This window comes from Streptomyces sp. NPDC012935 (assembly GCF_042900345.1).
Lineage (GTDB): Bacteria > Actinomycetota > Actinomycetes > Streptomycetales > Streptomycetaceae > Streptomyces.
Genome location: NZ_JBIBBC010000008.1, coordinates 286,239 through 304,357, shown reverse-complemented (window position 1 = coordinate 304,357; position 18,119 = coordinate 286,239). Strand labels below are relative to the sequence as shown.

At 69.3% G+C, this 18,119-nt stretch carries 16 protein-coding genes and 1 tRNA gene; 12 read left to right on the top strand and 5 right to left on the bottom strand.

All coding sequences use genetic code 11. The features are described 5' to 3' along the window. Positions 1–47 precede the first annotated feature (47 nt). Positions 48–1,577, bottom strand: a complete 1,530-nt coding sequence (locus ACFY5C_RS21730) for a beta-N-acetylhexosaminidase (protein WP_389446697.1) — start codon at positions 1,575–1,577, stop codon at positions 48–50. Between the two features lie 143 nt (positions 1,578–1,720). Here ACFY5C_RS21730 and ACFY5C_RS21725 point away from each other — a divergent pair, with 143 nt between their 5' ends. Then, on the top strand, positions 1,721–2,605 hold the full coding sequence (locus ACFY5C_RS21725) for a DUF4429 domain-containing protein (RefSeq protein ID WP_389446527.1): 885 nt from the start codon (positions 1,721–1,723) through the stop codon (positions 2,603–2,605). Between the two features lie 25 nt (positions 2,606–2,630). Here ACFY5C_RS21725 and ACFY5C_RS21720 read toward each other — a convergent pair whose 3' ends face one another. Further along, positions 2,631–4,193, bottom strand: coding sequence for a purple acid phosphatase family protein (locus tag ACFY5C_RS21720; RefSeq protein WP_389446525.1), 1,563 nt, complete (start codon positions 4,191–4,193; stop codon positions 2,631–2,633). Between the two features lie 208 nt (positions 4,194–4,401). Here ACFY5C_RS21720 and ACFY5C_RS21715 point away from each other — a divergent pair, with 208 nt between their 5' ends. Together ACFY5C_RS21715 and glmS are read left to right on the top strand one after the other, a co-directional pair. Continuing rightward, entirely contained in the window at positions 4,402–4,659 is a 258-nt protein-coding gene (locus ACFY5C_RS21715) for a hypothetical protein (RefSeq protein WP_328427477.1), read from the top strand. 14 nt (positions 4,660–4,673) lie between these two features. After that, positions 4,674–6,491, top strand: a complete 1,818-nt coding sequence (gene glmS / locus ACFY5C_RS21710; RefSeq protein WP_389446524.1) for a glutamine--fructose-6-phosphate transaminase (isomerizing) — start codon at positions 4,674–4,676, stop codon at positions 6,489–6,491. Between the two features lie 146 nt (positions 6,492–6,637). Here the strand turns inward: glmS and ACFY5C_RS21705 are convergent, their stop codons facing one another. Then, positions 6,638–7,204 (bottom strand): GPR1/FUN34/YaaH family transporter, encoded by a 567-nt coding sequence (locus ACFY5C_RS21705; protein ID WP_389446523.1) that lies wholly within the window; start codon positions 7,202–7,204, stop codon positions 6,638–6,640. A 150-nt stretch (positions 7,205–7,354) separates the two neighbouring features. Further along, on the bottom strand, positions 7,355–7,882 hold the full coding sequence (locus tag ACFY5C_RS21700) for a universal stress protein (RefSeq protein WP_389446521.1): 528 nt from the start codon (positions 7,880–7,882) through the stop codon (positions 7,355–7,357). 357 nt (positions 7,883–8,239) lie between these two features. Between ACFY5C_RS21700 and ACFY5C_RS21695 the strand changes: the two genes are divergently transcribed. From ACFY5C_RS21695 to ACFY5C_RS21675, 5 genes are all read left to right on the top strand, one after another. Continuing rightward, the gene (locus ACFY5C_RS21695) at positions 8,240–8,557 is read left to right on the top strand and encodes a hypothetical protein (RefSeq protein ID WP_328881463.1); all 318 of its coding nucleotides are present in this window, start codon (positions 8,240–8,242) and stop codon (positions 8,555–8,557) included. A gap of 377 nt (positions 8,558–8,934) precedes the next feature. Next, positions 8,935–10,164: a GlxA family transcriptional regulator gene (locus ACFY5C_RS21690; RefSeq protein ID WP_389446519.1), complete on the top strand. Its 1,230-nt coding sequence runs from the start codon at positions 8,935–8,937 to the stop codon at positions 10,162–10,164. 100 nt (positions 10,165–10,264) lie between these two features. Beyond that, positions 10,265–10,867, top strand: coding sequence for an oligoribonuclease (gene orn, locus ACFY5C_RS21685; RefSeq protein WP_328881461.1), 603 nt, complete (start codon positions 10,265–10,267; stop codon positions 10,865–10,867). A gap of 127 nt (positions 10,868–10,994) precedes the next feature. Continuing rightward, positions 10,995–11,067 (top strand) — tRNA-His (locus tag ACFY5C_RS21680). A 131-nt stretch (positions 11,068–11,198) separates the two neighbouring features. Continuing rightward, the gene (locus ACFY5C_RS21675; protein ID WP_389446695.1) at positions 11,199–11,699 is read left to right on the top strand and encodes a GNAT family N-acetyltransferase; all 501 of its coding nucleotides are present in this window, start codon (positions 11,199–11,201) and stop codon (positions 11,697–11,699) included. A 141-nt stretch (positions 11,700–11,840) separates the two neighbouring features. Here ACFY5C_RS21675 and ACFY5C_RS21670 read toward each other — a convergent pair whose 3' ends face one another. Continuing rightward, positions 11,841–12,896 carry a LacI family DNA-binding transcriptional regulator gene (locus ACFY5C_RS21670; RefSeq protein WP_389446517.1) on the bottom strand — a complete coding sequence of 352 codons (1,056 nt, stop codon included), beginning with the start codon at positions 12,894–12,896 and terminating at the stop codon, positions 11,841–11,843. Between the two features lie 339 nt (positions 12,897–13,235). Between ACFY5C_RS21670 and ACFY5C_RS21665 the strand changes: the two genes are divergently transcribed. From ACFY5C_RS21665 to ACFY5C_RS21650, 4 genes are all read left to right on the top strand, one after another. Continuing rightward, positions 13,236–14,561 (top strand): ABC transporter substrate-binding protein, encoded by a 1,326-nt coding sequence (locus ACFY5C_RS21665; protein ID WP_389446515.1) that lies wholly within the window; start codon positions 13,236–13,238, stop codon positions 14,559–14,561. Continuing rightward, a complete protein-coding gene (locus tag ACFY5C_RS21660) occupies positions 14,558–15,586 on the top strand; it encodes a carbohydrate ABC transporter permease (RefSeq protein ID WP_389446513.1) in 1,029 nt (342 codons plus the stop codon). Before ACFY5C_RS21665 ends, ACFY5C_RS21660 begins: the two co-directional genes overlap by 4 nt. Then, a complete protein-coding gene (locus ACFY5C_RS21655; protein ID WP_389446511.1) occupies positions 15,583–16,485 on the top strand; it encodes a carbohydrate ABC transporter permease in 903 nt (300 codons plus the stop codon). The genes ACFY5C_RS21660 and ACFY5C_RS21655 overlap by 4 nt, the downstream gene beginning before the upstream one ends. A gap of 164 nt (positions 16,486–16,649) precedes the next feature. Next, positions 16,650–18,080 (top strand): GH1 family beta-glucosidase, encoded by a 1,431-nt coding sequence (locus ACFY5C_RS21650; protein WP_389446509.1) that lies wholly within the window; start codon positions 16,650–16,652, stop codon positions 18,078–18,080. The last annotated feature ends 39 nt before the right edge of the window (positions 18,081–18,119 follow it).

Below are 18,119 nucleotides of genomic sequence, written 5' to 3'. Positions count from 1 at the left end.
GAACTGCGCGACCAGCCCCCGCCGGGCCCGCAGACGAAGAACCACCCTCACGCCGAAGGCCAAGGCACCTGAGGCGACCGATAGAACCCGATCCCCAACGCCTCCCACCGCTCAGCCTGCGCAGCAAGCCGCCCCTTGTAGGCATCCCAGTCATGCGTGGAAGCCGGCGACCAGCCCAGCTCGGCCACCCCGGGCAGCCTCGGGAAGGCCATGTACTCGAGGTCCGCGGACTTGGTGAGCGTCTCCGTCCACATCGGCGCCTCGACACCCCGGATCGCCGAAGCGGGCGCCCCGGGAAGGTAGGTGCCGGGATCCCAGTCGTACGACCGCTTCACCTCGACCAGACCGGCCCAGTCCAGCCCCAGCGGGGTGTCCGCCGTGTACTTCATGTCGAGGTAGATCCGGTCGGCCGGGGACAGCACGATCCCCGTCCCGTTCTGCGCGGCCTTGGCGACCTGCGCCTTCTCCTCGGCACTCGTACCGTCCAGCCCCCAGTACTGCGCCACCGCCCCCCGCGAGGGGGTCGCCCCGGTCAGCTGGTGCCAGCCGACCACCGTCTTGCCGTACTTGGCGACGAGCGGCTGCACGCGGTCCATGAACTTCACATAGTCCTCGTGGCTGGTCGAGTGCGCCTCGTCCCCGCCGATGTGGAGGTACTTGCCCGGCGTGAGCGCGGCGAGCTCGCGGATCACGTCGTCCACGAAGTCGTACGTGATGTCCTTGCCCACGCACAGCGAGCTGAAGCCGACCTCGGTACCGGTGTAGAGCGGGGGCGCGACGCCGTCGCAGTTCAGCTCGGCGTACGAGGCGAGGGCGGCGTTGGTGTGGCCCGGCATGTCGATCTCGGGGACGACCTCCAGGTAGCGGGAGGACGCGTACCGGACGATCTCCTTGTAGTCGGCCTTGGTGTAGTGGCCGCCGGGGCCGCCGCCGACCTGGGTCGAGCCGCCGTACGTCGCCAGTCGCGGCCAGGAGTCGATGGCGATGCGCCAGCCCTGGTCGTCGCTGAGGTGCAGATGCAGTTTGTTGATCTTGTAGAGGGCGAGCTGGTCGATGTAGCGCTTGACCTGGTCGACGGTGAAGAAGTGCCGGGAGACGTCCAGCATCGCGCCGCGCCATCCGTAACGCGGGGTGTCCTGGATCGTGCCGCCCGCGACCAGCCAGGGGCCGGGCTGCACGGAGTCCTTCTCGACGGCCGCCGGGAGTAGCTGGCGCAAGGTCTGCACGCCGTGGAAGAGACCTGCGGGCGCCGCGGCGGTGATGGTGACGCCGCCCCGGTCGCTGTCCAGCCGGTAGCCCTCGGCGCCGAACGAGCCCTTGGCCAGGCGCAGTCGGATACCGCCGCCGCCCTGGGCGGTGACCGGGAGGCTGTAGCCGGTGGAGGGGCGCAGGACGGACGCGAGGTACTCGCCGATGCGGCGGCTCTCACGGGAGTCGTCCACGCGGATACGGGTGCCGCGGGTGATCTTGTAGGGCGATCCGCCCGGGGCGACCGAGGCGGGCGCGGGGACCACCCGGTCGAGCGGGGTGGACGATGCGGCCGGCGCGGGCGCGGCCCCGGTGACGCAGACGCCCATCGCGACCAGCAGCAGGGAACCGAGAAGGCGCAGTGTTCTGTGTCTCACCAAACCGTGTCTCACAAAACCGTCCCTTCCATGAGCCGTTGAGCTCCAAGAGGTCTGGACCACTCTCTCGTGAGACTGGTGGAACAATCCACCCCATGGCGGAAATCATCCAGAAGGACGGCACGTGGGTCTTCGACGGCGACGCACTGCGGCTGACTCCCGGGCGGGACAAGAACGTCAGCCTGTTCCGCAAGACGCTGGGTGAACTGGTCGTCCCCCTCGGGGCGTTGGCGGGGGTCTCCTTCGAGCAGGGCAAGAAGGCCGGACGACTGCGACTGCGGCTGCGCGACGGCGCCGACCCGCTGCTGCACGCCACCGGCGGCCGGCTCACCGAGCCCCACGACCCGTATCAGCTGATCGTCGAGTCCGACCGCTACGGCGTCGCCGAGTACTTCGTGGACGAGGTGCGCAACGCCCTGCTGCTCGACCAGGTCCCGGCCGACCCGGTCGACGCCTATCTGCTGCCGGGCCCCGCCGTGCCCCTGTCGGTCTCCGCCGGGGACGGCACCGCGACCTTCGACGGCGAGAACATCCGCCTGGAGTGGAACTGGAAGACGGAGGACGCCAAGGCCGCCGCCGGCAGCCGCTCCCTCACGGTCACCGACATCACGGCCGTGGAGTGGCATCCGGCGGCAGGCCTGGAGAACGGCCACCTCCGTTTCACCGTCCGGAACGCGCCCACCAAGGCCCCGCCCAAGTACGACCCGAACGCGGTGGAGCTGTGGGGCTTCAAGAAGGACCCGCTGATGGCCCTGGTCGCGGCGGCGGTCCAGGCACGCCTCCCGCATCCGGCCAGGGCCACCGGCACGGAGGTGGCGGACGCCCGACCGGAGCTGCCTTCCCCTCCGGTCGCAGCCGCCGAGGACGATCACGACGCCCTCCTGCGCCGCCTGCGCGAACTCGGCGAGCTCCATCGCACGGGCGTGCTGACGGACGAGGAGTTCACCTTGGCCAAACAGGCGGTTCTCAAGCGGATGTAGCGGACCTGCCGGGCCCTACGCGGGCCTACTTGGCCCGGCGGGCCACCGTGAAGTGGTCGATCCGGTCACCGGTCTCGGCGATGCCCTGGACCTTCAGGGTGGCGTAACGGCCCCGCGGGGCGGGCTGGACGTCCACCCGCAGGAACGAGTAGTTGAGGTAGCGCACCCGCGACCAGGCGACCGTCTCGTTCTGCTTGCCCTCCTTGAGGTTCACGAAGGACGCAACGGAGTCGACCTCGTTCTCGTGCCCCTCGTAGGAGTCCGGAGCGCTGAACGCGTACAGGCTGCGGCCCGCCGCACCCGCGGTCACGTACACCACGCCCTCGGTCTCGGGGTACGCCGTGCCGCCGATCTCCAGCTTCTTCGTGACCTTGTCGCCCTTGATCACGTCCGTGCGCTCGTACTGGTGGTTGTGGCCGTTGATGACCAGGTCCACCTGGTACTTCTCGAACAGCGGCACCCACTCCTGGCGCACACCCCCCTCCGAGGCGTGCGCGGTGGAGGTGCAGTACGCGCAGTGGTGGAAGAACACGACGACGAAGTCGATGTCGTGGGCCGCCCGGAACTTCTTCAGCTGCGCCTCGAACCACTTGGTCTGCGTGCCGCCGGAGATACCGAGGTTGGCGGGGATCTCGTACGACACGTCGTTCGGGTCGAGCGAGATGACCGCGGTGTTGCCGTGGACGAAGGAGTACACGCCCGGCAGGTTCTTCCGATCCGGCCCGTTGTCGGGGAGCGTGAAGCGGGCCTCCTCGCCGCCGTAGCCGTTGGGCGAGTACCAGGCCTCCATGTCGTGGTTGCCGTAACTGACCATCCACGGGACCGACTTGGCGACCGACTCGGTCTGGGCCAGGAACTGGTCCCACACCCGCGAGTCGAAGCCGGTGTCGGCCGGCTTGCCCTGGCCGGCCGGGTCCGCGTACGCGATGTCACCGGCGTGCAGGTGGAACGCCGGGTTCTGGCCCAGGAGCAGACTGTCGTTGGCGAGACCGTGGTAGCTGACGCCCTGGTCGCCGAAGGCCGTGAAGGTGAACGGCTCCTTGCGGTCGGGCGCGGTGGTGAAGGTGCCGAGGGTGCCGAGCAGGTGCGACTCGGCGGGGTCGAAGCCCTGGTGGCCGACGCCGTAGTAGTACGTGCGGCCCGGGCGCAGGTGACTGAGCCTGGCGTGGACGTAGTACTGCGTGTGGTCGGCACTCGCCCCGACGCCGGCCGGGGTGTGGAGAGTGCGGACCTCGGCCTCGATCTTGCGGGAGAGGTCCCAGGGGTGGGGGCCGATCCGGACGAACGGCTTCTTCACGGCGACCGGGACCTGCCACGAGACGGTCATCTCGGTGCGCGCGTCGTTGCCGTAGGCGAGGTGGCGGCCGAAGGGGGCGACGAGGGCGCCGTCGACGGTCTCGGTGCGCGGGGCCGTCCGCGTCGGCACGGCGGCCTGGGCGGTGGCGCCGGGTACGAACGCGCCACCCGCGACGGCGCCCAGCGTGACGGCGCCGCCTCTGATCATCGTGCGCCGCGAGAACTTGGCGCGCAGGTACTCGTGCTGCTCGGCCATGCTCATGCGCTCGGCCAGCTGCTGGGGTACTCCCATGCGAGGAATGTCCATGGCGTCCGAAACTCGTCCCCTCAGGCAACGAGATACGGGCCGCGGTATGGACGGCTCCGGAACAGGCCCCCATGAGACCCTCAATGTTCTTCCAAGGAGCTTCAACAGGAGATTGCCAGCCGATTACCAGGCAGCTGCCCGAAATCGGGCAGGATTCTTGCGAAGCGCTCCCTCATACCCCAGGATCTACCGAGTGCACGACGACCTTGTTGATCACCTGACCCGCAGCACGCCCCTCAGCCGGGGCGAGGCACTGCGGGTGATCCAGGACGTGCTCGCCTACTTCGACGAGACGACCGAGGAGGTCGTCCGTCGCCGCCACCGCGAGCTCCAGGCCCAGGGCCTGGTGAACGCGGAGATCTTCGAACGGATCGAGGCGGACCTGAAATACCGGGCGGTGGCACCACCGGAGCTCACGCTCCGCCAGCTGCGCCGCATCGTCTACGGCTAGGGATACCTATATATATGTGCGGAATCGTCGGATACATCGGGAAGCGTGACGTGGCGCCCCTGCTGCTGGAGGGCCTGCAGCGCCTGGAGTACCGCGGCTACGACTCGGCCGGCGTGGTCGTCTCCTCCCCGAAGGCGCCCGCCCTGAAGATGGTCAAGGCCAAGGGCCGGGTGCGCGACCTGGAGGCCAAGGTCCCGGCGCGCTTCAAGGGCACGACCGGCATCGCCCACACCCGCTGGGCCACCCACGGCGCCCCTTCCGACGTGAACGCCCACCCGCACCTGGACGCCGAGGGCAAGGTCGCCGTCGTCCACAACGGCATCATCGACAACGCCTCCGACCTGCGCCGCAAGCTGGAGGCGGACGGCGTCGAGTTCCTCTCCGAGACCGACACCGAGGTCCTCGTCCACCTGATCTCCCGCTCGCAGGCGGAGAAGCTGGAGGACAGGGTCCGCGAGACGCTGCGCCTCATCGAGGGCACCTACGGCATCGCGGTCCTGCACGCCGACTTCCCGGACCGCATCGTCGTCGCCCGCAACGGCTCCCCGGTCGTCCTCGGCATCGGCGAGAAGGAGATGTTCGTCGCCTCGGACATCGCGGCCCTGGTCGCCCACACCCGGCAGATAGTGACGCTGGACGACGGCGAGATGGCCACCCTCAAGGCCGACGACTTCCGCACCTACACGACGGAGGGCACCCGTACGACGGCCGAGCCCACGACCGTCGAGTGGGAGGCCGCCTCCTACGACATGGGCGGCCACGACACGTACATGCACAAGGAGATCCACGAACAGGCCGAGGCCGTGGACCGCGTCCTGCGCGGCCGCATCGACGACCGCTTCTCCACCGTGCACCTCGGCGGTCTCAACCTGGACGCCCGCGAGGCCCGCAAGATCCGCCGCGTGAAGATCCTCGGCTGTGGCACCTCGTACCACGCCGGCATGATCGGCGGCCAGATGATCGAGGAGCTGGCCCGCATCCCCGCGGACGCCGAGCCCGCCTCGGAGTTCCGCTACCGCAACGCGGTGGTGGACCCCGACACCCTCTACATCGCGGTCTCCCAGTCCGGCGAGACCTACGACGTCCTCGCCGCCGTCCAGGAGCTGAAGCGCAAGGGCGCGCGGGTCCTGGGCATCGTGAACGTGGTCGGCTCCGCGATCGCCCGCGAGGCCGACGGCGGCATCTATGTGCACGCCGGCCCCGAGGTCTGCGTGGTCTCGACGAAGTGCTTCACCAACACGACGGTCGCTTTCGCCCTGCTGGCCCTGCACCTGGGCCGCACCCGCGACCTCTCCGTCCGCGACGGCAAGCGCATCATCGAGGGCCTGCGCAAGCTGCCCGCCCAGATCGCCGAGATCATGGAGCAGGAGGGCGAGATCGAGAAGCTGGCCCAGCAGTACGCCGAGGCCCGCTCGATGCTCTTCATCGGCCGCGTCCGCGGCTACCCGGTCGCCCGCGAGGCCTCCCTCAAGCTCAAGGAGGTCTCCTACATCCACGCCGAGGCCTACCCGGCCTCCGAGCTCAAGCACGGCCCGCTGGCCCTGATCGAGCCGGCCCTCCCCACGGTCGCGATCGTCCCCGACGACGACCTCCTGGAGAAGAACCGCGCCGCCATGGAGGAGATCAAGGCCCGCAGCGGCAAGATCCTCGCGGTGGCCCACCAGCCCCAGGAGAAGGCCGACCAGACGATCGTCGTCCCCAAGAACGAGGACGAACTCGACCCCATCCTGATGGGCATCCCCCTCCAACTCCTCGCCTACCACACGGCCCTGACCCTGGGCCGAGACATCGACAAGCCGCGCAACCTCGCCAAGTCGGTAACGGTCGAATAGCCGGCCCAGGGGCGCGGGGAACTGCGCGACCAGCCCCCACGCACCCGCAGAGGCCAACGAAACAGCGACGAACCCCCCGTGATGCCACCACTAACGGGGGGTCCGTCATTTCGCCGGGGAGCCGCCCAACTCCCCAGCCGGCGCAGCTAACCGGCGGCCGTCACGCCCCGGCCCGCAGCGCGTCGAGGAACTACGGTCGGCCAGTGCGCGAGAGCCGCAGTCGCGGCGTACCAGGCCACCGCACCCGCGGCGACGGCGAACCAGCCGCCCACCTTGGTGAGCCCGTCGTTGTCCGCGAAGCCGGCGATGGCCATGAGCAGCAGGGACACGAAGAACAACCCGTACGCGGCCTGACCGAGCTGGTCGCCCCCGGCGAGGGTCAGCGTCAGCGCCACGAGGGCGAACAGCAGCAGGAACAACCCGGCCGCGTTGGCGGACACCTGATTGTCGGCAGAGACGGCCCACGTGAACCACAGGGCGCCGAGCGCCACGAACGCGGTCCCGTTCGCGGCGTCACGGTCGCGCAGGGCCATCAGGCCGGCGACGAAGAGGGCAATGCCGCCCACGTACTGGGCGATTGATACGGCGTCAGCAGCCGACACGCCGTCGATCACATCGGCGTACCCCAGGCCGAAGGCCAACAGGGTGACGCCGAGGGCGAGTCGGCCGACCACGGTGGTTATTCCGCTTCCCGCAGAGACGTCGTTGTCCACGGCGGGCTCCCTTCATGCATGTGCGGTTGTGCAGTGAGCGATATATGCCCTTCACAAAGGCACAAACACCTCTACGCGCGAGTAAGTTCACGCATTGCAAGAAGGTGACCGACGTCCCGAACGGCTCATCTCACCTGGGACAACGGCGAGTTACGGAATGACAACGACGGGACGCTTGGCCCGCTTCGCGAGCCGCCCGGCGACGGAGCCGAAGATCCGTCCGACGATGCCGTGCGTGGAACCGACGACGATCGCGTCCGCCTCGTACTCCCGCCCGACCTCTTCGAGCTCGTGGCAGATGTCCCCGCCGCGCTCCACGAGGATCCAGGGCACCTCGGCGAGATACTCCGCGCACGCGAGTTCGAGGCCGAGCACCTCGGTGCGGTGGTCCGGCACATCGACGAAGACCGGCGGCTCGCAGCCCGCCCACACCGTGGTGGGCAGCCGGTTGGCGACGTGGACGATGATCAGGCCCGACCCGGAGCGGTGAGCCATACCGATGGCGTACGCGAGGGCGCGCTCACTGGAGGTGGAGCCGTCGAAGCCGACGACGACGCCGTGCTTGAAAGCGGGATCGCAGGAATGGCGTGACTCTTCCGCCGCCAGGGGCTCGGCCGCCGTGGGGTCGGCGACGGGCCGCTTGCGGTCCGCGGGTTCGAAGAATTCGTGACCGGCCATGGCTGTCTCGGCGTATTGATCCTTTATGGGTGGGCCCGCGAGCGGAGCTCGTTGACGGATGCAGCATGTGCGGCGGAGCTGTGTCCGGGAATGGTCTTCCCAACCCCATACCCCAAGGGTACGGCGGCACGCCTCCTTAGCCCAGATCCCCGCTCTCGGTCCGTGCGGGTTCCAGGGAGCATGCACGAGGGTGCGCCCGTAACGCAATGGTTGCTGCGGTGTACAGGCGGTTTGCACAGGGTTCAACTTCATCCGTCACCGGACGGCCGCCTACCGGCGCGTACCAGTGACCGACCGCTCGCACCCGCGTTGATCACCACGAGCCACCGCCCAGGGAGCCCAGGGAGCACGCACCCAATGTCCGCACCCCGCACACCCACCGAGGACAGCGTCACCGACGTGGTCCGCTGGGCGGCCTTCAGCTGCGTCCTCGTCCCCGTGGTGCTCCTCTGGTACGGCACCTCGCTCGCCGGCGCCGCCGGCACCGCCTTCGGTCTGGCCGCCGTGACGGCCGTGTGCCGCCTGCTGCTGCGCCAGTCGGAACGCGGCGCGGCACGCCTGAAGGCCGGGGAACAGTTCGGCCCGACGCCCCGGCGCCGCGGACGTCATCACAGGACCGGAACAGGGGCACATAGAGGCGGACGTCACACTGGGGGAAATACACCGGTCGGTTGACCGGTTTCCGCGCACAGGCACGTTGCTTTTCAGCCAACTTCTGGCGCGCATGCATCCCCCACCCAGAACACCCCCCAACCCCCGTTCCACCTGCACGGAAAGGGCCTCAGGGGCCCTGCGCACCCTACGTGGATTGGCCACTGCGACAAGGCGCACTTCCCTGCACGGCCCGTGAGTGCAACGCTTCGTGATCGAATGCTTCACGCCAAGTTGCCAAGTCGACAATCTACCGAGTGCCGAACCGGCCACTCAGGCGTGACGCGACACAGTAGATTCGATCTTGACTGTCTACGGCGGGGGACTCGTGCAGGACCGAGGGGAAACGTGCAGGAGCGACACAACCGAGGAGCCGCGACCACCGAGGGGGGCTTAGCAGTATGAGCCACGACTCCACTGCCGCGCCGGAAGCCGCGGCCCGGAAACTTTCCGGGCGACGCCGCAAGGAGATCGTCGCGGTGCTGCTGTTCAGCGGCGGCCCCATCTTCGAGAGTTCCATACCACTGTCGGTGTTCGGTATAGACCGCCAGGACGCCGGCGTGCCGCGCTACCGCTTGCTGGTGTGCGGCGGCGAGGAAGGCCCACTGCGGACCACAGGGGGCCTGGAACTCACCGCACCACATGGCCTGGAGGCGATCTCGAGGGCGGGCACGGTCGTAGTACCGGCCTGGCGCTCGATCACTTCGCCACCGCCCGAGGACGCGCTCGACGCACTGCGCCGGGCACATGAGGAAGGCGCCCGCATAGTCGGGCTGTGCACCGGCGCCTTCGTCCTCGCCGCGGCGGGCCTGCTGGACGGCCGCCCCGCGACGACACACTGGATGTACGCACCGACGCTGGCCAAGCGCTATCCGTCGGTGCACGTGGATCCGCGAGAACTCTTCGTGGACGACGGCGACGTACTGACGTCGGCGGGCACGGCGGCCGGCATCGACCTCTGTCTCCACATCGTGCGGACGGACCACGGCAACGAGGCGGCCGGGGCCCTGGCCCGCCGCCTGGTGGTCCCGCCGCGCCGGACCGGCGGTCAGGAGCGCTACCTCGATCGATCTTTACCAGAGGAGATCGGCGCCGACCCGCTGGCCGAGGTGGTCGCCTGGGCGCTGGAGCACCTGCACGAGCAGTTCGACGTCGAGACGCTGGCGGCCCGCGCGTACATGAGCCGCCGCACCTTCGACCGCCGCTTCCGCTCGCTGACCGGGAGCGCACCACTGCAGTGGCTGATCACCCAACGGGTGCTGCAGGCACAGCGGCTGCTGGAGACGTCGGACTACTCGGTGGACGAGGTGGCGGGCCGCTGCGGCTTCCGCTCCCCGGTGGCACTGCGCGGCCACTTCCGCCGCCAGCTCGGTTCGTCGCCGGCCGCGTACCGGGCGGCGTACCGTGCGCGCCGTCCGCAGAGTGACCGGCCGACGGACACGGAGCACACGGTCGGCCCGGGCGCGGCGTCCTCGGGCCCGCCGCCCGGCCCGTACGCGGAGGGCGGCCCGGTTCCGCCCCAGACCCGCCGCACCCCGGCGCCCGTAGGCCCGCCCGCTCCTTCGGAGAACGGGCGCGAGCTGTACATCGGAGGCCGGGCGACCCTGCCGGGCCAGCGCAGCGGAGCGTGACCTCACGACGCCGGACGGGCATCTCAGCCCGTCCGGCGTTCGCGCACGCCCACTGCGACGCGGGGCACCCAAAGGCGGACGTCAGCCTTAGGGTGGTCGCATGAACGATCGCATGGTGTGGATCGACTGCGAGATGACCGGCCTCTCGCTGTCCGACGACGCGCTCATCGAGGTTGCCGCCCTCGTCACCGACTCCGAGCTGAACGTCCTCGGCGAGGGAGTGGACATCGTCATCCGCCCGCCGGACGCGGCGCTGGAGACGATGCCGGAGGTGGTGCGTCAGATGCACACCGCGTCCGGACTGCTCGACGAACTCGCCGGCGGCACGACGCTGGCGGAGGCCGAGGAGCAGGTCCTGACGTATGTCCGCGAGCATGTGAAGGAGCCCGGCAAGGCGCCTCTGTGCGGCAACTCCGTCGGCACTGACCGCGGCTTCCTGCTGCGCGACATGCCGACGCTGGAGGACTACCTCCACTACCGGATCGTCGACGTCTCGTCGGTCAAGGAGCTGGCCCGGCGCTGGTACCCGCGCGCCTACTTCAACAGTCCCGAGAAGAACGGCAACCACCGCGCCCTCGCCGACATCCGCGAGTCGATCGCCGAACTCCGCTACTACCGCGAGGCCGTCTTCGTACCGCAGCCCGGCCCGGACTCGGACACCGCGAAGTCGATCGCCGCGAAGCACGTTCTGCCTGCTCAGTAGGAGTCCAGGAGGGGTGCGAGGGGGCGGCTCGGGGACGCCACGAAAAGCTGTGCGCGAGCACCCCTTCGGACCCTGTACACTTTTTCTCGGCCGGTCGGGGATTCCACGGAAGACATCGCCGGTCATGGTGGGTGTAGCTCAGCTGGTAGAGCACCTGGTTGTGGTCCAGGATGCCGCGGGTTCGAGTCCCGTCACTCACCCTGAGCAGTCAGCCGGTGACCTCGACACAGAGGTCACCGGCTGATCGCGTTCTGCGGCACCGACAGGACCCGGCACGCTGAGGCGAGTTGAGAGGACCCCCGTGCTGACCGAACCGATCCGCACGCCCCGCATGGATCTCCTCCCCCTCCGGGCCGACCACGCGGCGGAATTGGCCCCGGCCCTGTCCGACCCGGCCCTGCACACCTTCATCGGCGGCTCGCCGCTCTCACCCGAGGCCCTGCGAGCCCGCTACGAACGCCTGGTCGCCGGCTCCCCGGACCCCTCCATCTCCTGGTGCAACTGGGTCCTGCGCCTGCGCACGGACTCCCGCCTCATCGGCACGGTCCAGGCCACGATCAGCGATTCGACCGCGGAGATCGCCTGGGTGGTGGGCACCCGGTGGCAGGGTCGCGGTTACGCCCGCGAGGCGGCGCAAGGGCTGGTGGCGTGGCTGCGGCAGCGGGCCGCCATGCCCTGCGCACATACCGCCGCACCTCGGATCCGCACGGTCGTGGCCCACATCCACCCCGACCACCTCGCCTCCGCCGCCGTGGCCAGGGCCGCGGGGCTGATCCCGACGGACGAGGAGCAGGACGGCGAGACCAGATGGCGACGGGTGCTACGCCCCTGAGGTCACCAGCGCGTGCCGTCACCCGCCTCTGACGTCGCCATGCGCGTGCCGTCACCGGCCCCTGACGTCACCATGCGCGTGCCGTCACCGGGCCCCTGATGTCACCACGCCCCCGACATCGGCGCACCACCGGACCGCCCGCTACGACGAGGCCCGCGCCACCAGTTCCGTGGCCAGCACCACCTGTCTCCTCTCCAACCCCCGTGACACCGCCGGACGGCGGTCCGCGATCTCGGCGAGGAGGAGGTCGATCATGCGGCGGCCCATCTCCTCGATGGGCTGGCGGACGCTGGTGAGGGGCGGGTCCATGTGGCGGGCGATGGCGGAGTCGTCGTAGCCGACGAGGGCGACGTCGTCGGGGATGCGGCGGCCCATCTCACGCAGGGCATGACGGGCGCCCGCCGCCGTCACGTCCGACCCCGCGAAGACCGCGTCCAGGTCGGGGCAGCGCGCGAGAAGGGCCTCCATCGCGCGCCGGCCGCCCTCCTCCGTGAAGTCCCCGGGCTCGATCAGCTGCTCGTCCACGCCGGCCCCCGCGTCACGCAGGGCGTCGCGGTAGCCGTCGACGCGGCGCTGGGCGCCGTAGACGTCGAGGCGGCCGGTGATGTGGGCGATCCGGGTGCGGCCGTGGGCCACCAGGTGCTCCACGGCCGAGCGGGCACCGCCGTAGTTGTCCGAGTCCACCGAGGTCAGGGTCTCGGCGGCCGAGCGCGGGCCGCTGATCACGGCCGGGATCTCCAGCTGGGACAGCAGGTCCGGCAGGGGGTCGTTCGCGTGGACCGAGACCAGCAGGACGCCGTCGACGCGGTGCGCCGCCAGGTACTGGGCCAGGCGGCGGCGCTCCTTGTCGCTGCCCGCGAAGATCAGCAGCAACTGCATCTCGGTGTCGGCGAGTTCGGCGCCGACGCCCTTCAGCATGTCCGAGAAGTACGGTTCCGCGAAGAAGCGAGTCTCCGGCTCGGGCACGACCAGGGCGATCGCGTCCGTGCGGTTCGCGGCCAGGGCGCGGGCCGCCGTGTTGGGGACGTAGCCGAGTTCCGCCACCGCCGCTTCCACCGCCGCGCGGGTCGCGTCGCTGACCCGGGGCGAGCCGTTGATCACCCGGGAGACGGTGCCGCGGCCCACCCCTGCGCGGGCCGCCACCTCTTCGAGGGTGGGCCGCCCGCCGCTCCGGCCCCGCGCTCCGTGGGTTGCCATGGGCTCCGCCTTCCCGCCGTTGTCTTTGCGCCGGCCTGGAATTTAACAGTCCTGCCAGGGAGAGTGACCGTTGCTGCGGGTCGGCGCCCACAGACTCCGGACGGGCTCAACTTGGTCCAGTTAACGGCCCGATAACTGAACGCAGAACTCCGCGTCCGCTCCCTTGACACCCCCGCCCGGACCGACGACCCTTCAACACATCACCTGTGGGAGCGCTCCCACAGTACCTGACACATACACATCCCGCACGTTCCCCGCCCGAGCCGCAGCGAGAACAATGAACGGGCCCAACAGTGCAGTTGGCCGGGGGGTCGGCACGTCAGGCAACAGGAGGACGCAATGCGCACGAGTACCCGCGGGTCCCGCCGGGTGATGGCCCTCGCGGTCGCAGCCGCGCTGACGACAGGGCTGCTCGCCGGCTGCGCCGAGGACTCGGACGACGGCTCTTCGGGCGAAGGGGGAGGCAACGGCGGCGGCGGCAAGACCACGCTCACCATCGGCACCTTCGGTGTCTTCGGCTACAAGCAGGCCGGCCTCTACGACGAGTACATGAAGCTCAACCCCGACATCACCATCAAGGAGAACGTCACCACCCGTACCGACGTCTACTGGCCCAAGACCCTGACGCGCCTCCAGGCCGGTTCCGGCACCGACGACATCCAGGCGATCGAGGTCGGCAACATCACCGAGGCCGTGCAGACGCAGGCCGGCAAGTTCGTGGACCTCGGCAAGGAGGTCGACAAGTCGCAGTGGCTGGACTGGAAGAACGCCCAGGCCACCACCAAGGACGGCAAGCTGATCGGGCTCGGGACGGACATCGGCCCCATGGCGATCTGCTACCGCAAGGACCTCTTCGAGAAGGCCGGTCTGGAGACCGACCGCACCAAGCTCGCCGAGCAGTGGAAGGGCGACTGGGGCAAGTACGTCGACCTCGGCAAGGAGTACATGAAGAAGGCGCCCAGCGGCACCAAGTTCGTGGACTCCGCCTCCTCCGTCTACAACGCGGCCCTCGGCGGCGAGGTCGAGCGGTACTACGACAAGGACGGCAACGTCGTCTGGGACAAGTCCGCGGGTGTGAAGAAGGCCTGGAACGTCGCCATGGAGGTGGCGACCAGCGACATGTCGGCGAAGCTGAAGCAGTTCGACAAGCCGTGGGACCAGGGCTACGCCAACGGCACCTTCGCGACGGTGGCCTGCCCGGCCTGGATGATCGGTTATATCCAGGAGAAGTCCGGTGATTCGGGCAAGGGCAAGTGGGATGTGGCGGCGGCGCCGACCGCGGCCAACTGGGGCGGTTCGTTCGTCGGCGTGCCGACGGCGAGCAAGAACCAGAAGGAAGCCATCAAGCTGGCGAAGTGGCTGACCGCGCCCGAGCAGCAGGCGAAGGTCTTCGCCAAGCAGGCCAGCTTCCCGTCGACCCCGTCGGCGTACTCCGGTCTGAAGCCGGCGACCGCGACGCAGGCGTACTTCTCCAACGCCCCGATCACCGACATCTTCTCCGCCTCCGCCGAGACCATCCCGACCCAGTACCTGGGCGCCAAGGACCAGCCGATCGGCACCGCGATCACCGACATCGGCATCCTTCAGGTCGAGCAGAAGGGCAAGTCCGCCGACGAGGGCTGGGACGCGGCCACCGCGGAGATCAAGGACGTGCTCGGCCAGTGACCAGCTCCAAAGAGGCCCTCGCGCATCCCGCGTCGAGCGCCGACGCCGCGCCCGGTGACCAGCCGGGCGCGGCCGGCCGCGCGCACGGTCGCGGTACGCCGCCGCCGGGGAGCAGTTCCTGGCGGAGCAGGCTGTACCGCTGGGACATGAAGGCGTCGCCGTACGCGTTCATCGCCCCCTTCTTCATCGTCTTCGGGGCGTTCTCGCTGATCCCGCTCCTGTATACGGCCTGGTACTCGCTGCACAACGTGCAGCTGGCGAACCTGGACGGCCAGTCCTGGGCGGGCCTGGACAACTACCAGAACCTGCTGTCCTCGGACTTCTTCTGGAACGCCCTGTGGAACACCTTCACCATCGGTGTGATCTCCACGGTGCCCCAGCTGCTGATGGCGATCGGCCTGGCGCACATGCTCAACTACAAGCTGCGCGGCTCGACCGTGTGGCGGGTCGTGATGCTCACCCCGTACGCCACGTCGGTGGCAGCGGCGACGCTGGTGTTCGTGCTGCTGTACTCGTGGGACGGCGGCATGATCAACTGGCTGCTGGAGTTCGTCGGTATCGACCCGGTGAACTGGCGTGAGTCCGACTGGGGTTCACAGTTCGCGGTGTCGTCGATCGTGATCTGGCGCTGGACCGGCTACAACGCGCTGATCTACCTCGCCGCCATGCAGGCGATCCCGGCCGACCTGTACGAGTCGGCGGCCATCGACGGCGCCAACCGCTGGCAGCAGTTCATCCATGTGACGATCCCGCAGCTGCGGCCGACGATCCTGTTCACGGTCGTCGTCTCGACGATCGGCGCGACCCAGCTCTTCGGTGAGCCCCTGCTGTTCGGCGGGGTGAGCGGCTCGAAGGGCGGCTCCGAGCACCAGTACCAGACGCTCGGTCTGTACATGTACGACCAGGGCTGGATCATCGGCAACCTCGGCAAGGCGTCCGCGATCGCCTGGTCGATGTTCCTGATCCTGCTGATCGTCGCCGTGATCCAACTGCTGGTGTCCCGACGGCTGAGGAAGTCCCAATGACAACAAGTGAACTGACGACTCCTCAGGCAGCGACGCGAAAGGTACGACAGCCCCGGAGCCCCCGAGTGATGGGCGCGGGCAAGCAGCTGCACGCCGGCCCGCTCACCTACGTCGTCCTGGCCGTCTTCGCACTCGTCTCGCTGGCCCCGCTGGTGTGGACGGCGATCGCGGCCTCGCGCACGGACCGACGGCTCGCGGAGACGCCGCCGCCGCTGTGGTTCGGCGGGAACCTGTTCAAGAACATGGACCGGGCGTGGGAGGAGGCCGGGCTCGGCAAGGCGATGTTCAACACCATGTTCGTCGCGGGCACCATCACCATCAGCACGGTGCTGTTCGCCACGCTGGCCGGTTTCGCCTTCGCCAAGCTCCGCTTCCGGTTCTCCGGCGTCCTGCTGCTGCTGACGATCGGCACGATGATGATCCCGCCGCAGCTGGCGGTCGTACCGCTGTATCTGTGGATGGCGGACCTCGGCTGGTCCAACCAGCTCCAGACGGTCATCCTGCCGACGCTGTGCACGGCCTTCGGTACGTTCTTCATGCGGCAGTACCTGGTGCAGGCGCTGCCGAGCGAGCTGATCGAGGCCGCGCGAGTGGACGGCGCGAGCAGTCTGCGGGTCGTCTGGCACGTGGTGTTCCCGGCCGCCCGGCCCGCGATGGCCGTCCTCGGCCTGCTGACCTTCGTGTTCGCCTGGAACGACTTCCTGTGGCCGATCATCGCCCTGAACCAGGAGAACCCGACCGTCCAGGTCGCCCTCAACTCCCTCGGCACCGGCTACGTCCCCGACCAGGCGGTGATCATGGCGGGCGCCCTGCTCGGCACGCTGCCACTGCTGATCGCCTTCCTGCTGTTCGGGAAGCAGATCGTGGGCGGCATCATGCAGGGCGCGATCAAGGGCTGACGTCCGGTCAGATCGCCTGCGACGTACGTCTCCTGGGGCCGGGTCATCGCCGCCTCGGCCCCTCTCCCCTTCTCCTTGTCACCTCCCCTCTCCACATCTCCCCCCTCCTCATCCCCCTCCCCTCCTACCCGTCGGTCTCCACGACCCCCTATGGGAGCGCTTCCATGCCTGAACCCATGACCTCCGTGTCGTTTCCGCCCGCCTTCCTCTGGGGCGCCGCGACGTCCGCGTACCAGATCGAGGGGGCGGTGCGGGAGGACGGCCGTACCCCGTCGATCTGGGACACCTTCAGCCATACGCCGGGGCGCACCGCCGGCGGCGAGCACGGTGACATCGCTGTCGACCACTACCACCGCTACCGCGACGACGTGGCGCTGATGGCCGAGCTCGGCCTCACCGCGTACCGCTTCTCGATCTCATGGTCGCGCGTGCAGCCCACGGGCCGGGGCCCGGCGGTCCAGCGGGGTCTGGACTTCTACCGCCGACTTGTGGACGAGCTGCTCGCGCACGGCATCAAGCCGGCCCTCACCCTTTACCACTGGGATCTGCCGCAGGAGCTGGAGGACGCGGGCGGCTGGCCGGAGCGCGACACGGCGTACCGGTTCGCCGAGTACGCGCAGATCGTCGGCGAGGCGCTCGGTGACCGCGTGGAGCAGTGGATCACGCTGAACGAGCCGTGGTGCAGCGCGTTCCTGGGCTACGGGTCGGGCGTGCACGCGCCGGGCCGTACGGAACCTGCGGCCTCGCTGCGGGCGGCCCACCACCTCAACCTCGCGCACGGCCTGGGAACCTCGGCCCTGCGTTCGGTGATGCCGGCCCGCAACTCGGTGGCGCTCAGCCTCAACTCCTCCGTGGTCCGGCCGCTTTCACAGGATCCGGCGGATCTGGTGGCGGCCCGGAAGATCGAGGACCTGGCCAACGGGATCTTCCACGGCCCGATCCTGCACGGTGTCTACCCCGAGACGCTCTACGCTGCGACGGAGCTGGTGACGGACTGGTCGTACGTCCTCGACGGTGACCTCGCGGCGATCAACCAGCCGCTCGACGCCCTGGGCCTGAACTACTACACCCCGGCGCTGGTGTCGGCGGCCGAGACCGACGTCAGCGGCCCGCGGGCGGACGGCCACGGGGCGAGCGAGCACTCGCCGTGGCCGGGCGCCGACGACGTGCTGTTCCACCAGACTCCCGGTGACCGCACGGAGATGGGCTGGACCATCGACCCGACCGGCCTGCACGAGCTGATCATGCGCTACTCCCGGGAGGCCCCGGGCCTTCCCCTCTACATCACCGAGAACGGCGCCGCCTACGACGACAAGCCCGACCCCGACGGCCGCGTGCACGACCCCGAGCGCATCGCCTACCTCCACGGCCACCTCTCCGCGGTCCGCCGCGCGATCGCCGACGGCGCCGATGTCCGCGGCTACTACCTGTGGTCCCTGATGGACAACTTCGAGTGGGCGTACGGGTACAGCAAGCGGTTCGGGGCGGTGTACGTCGACTATTCGACGCTCGCCCGGACGCCGAAGTCCAGTGCGTACTGGTACGGGGAGGCTGCTCGGACGGGGACGTTGCCGGCGGTGGAACCGGAGATCTAGACGGATGAGCCCCGGCCGGGTGGGGGGGAAGACCGGCCG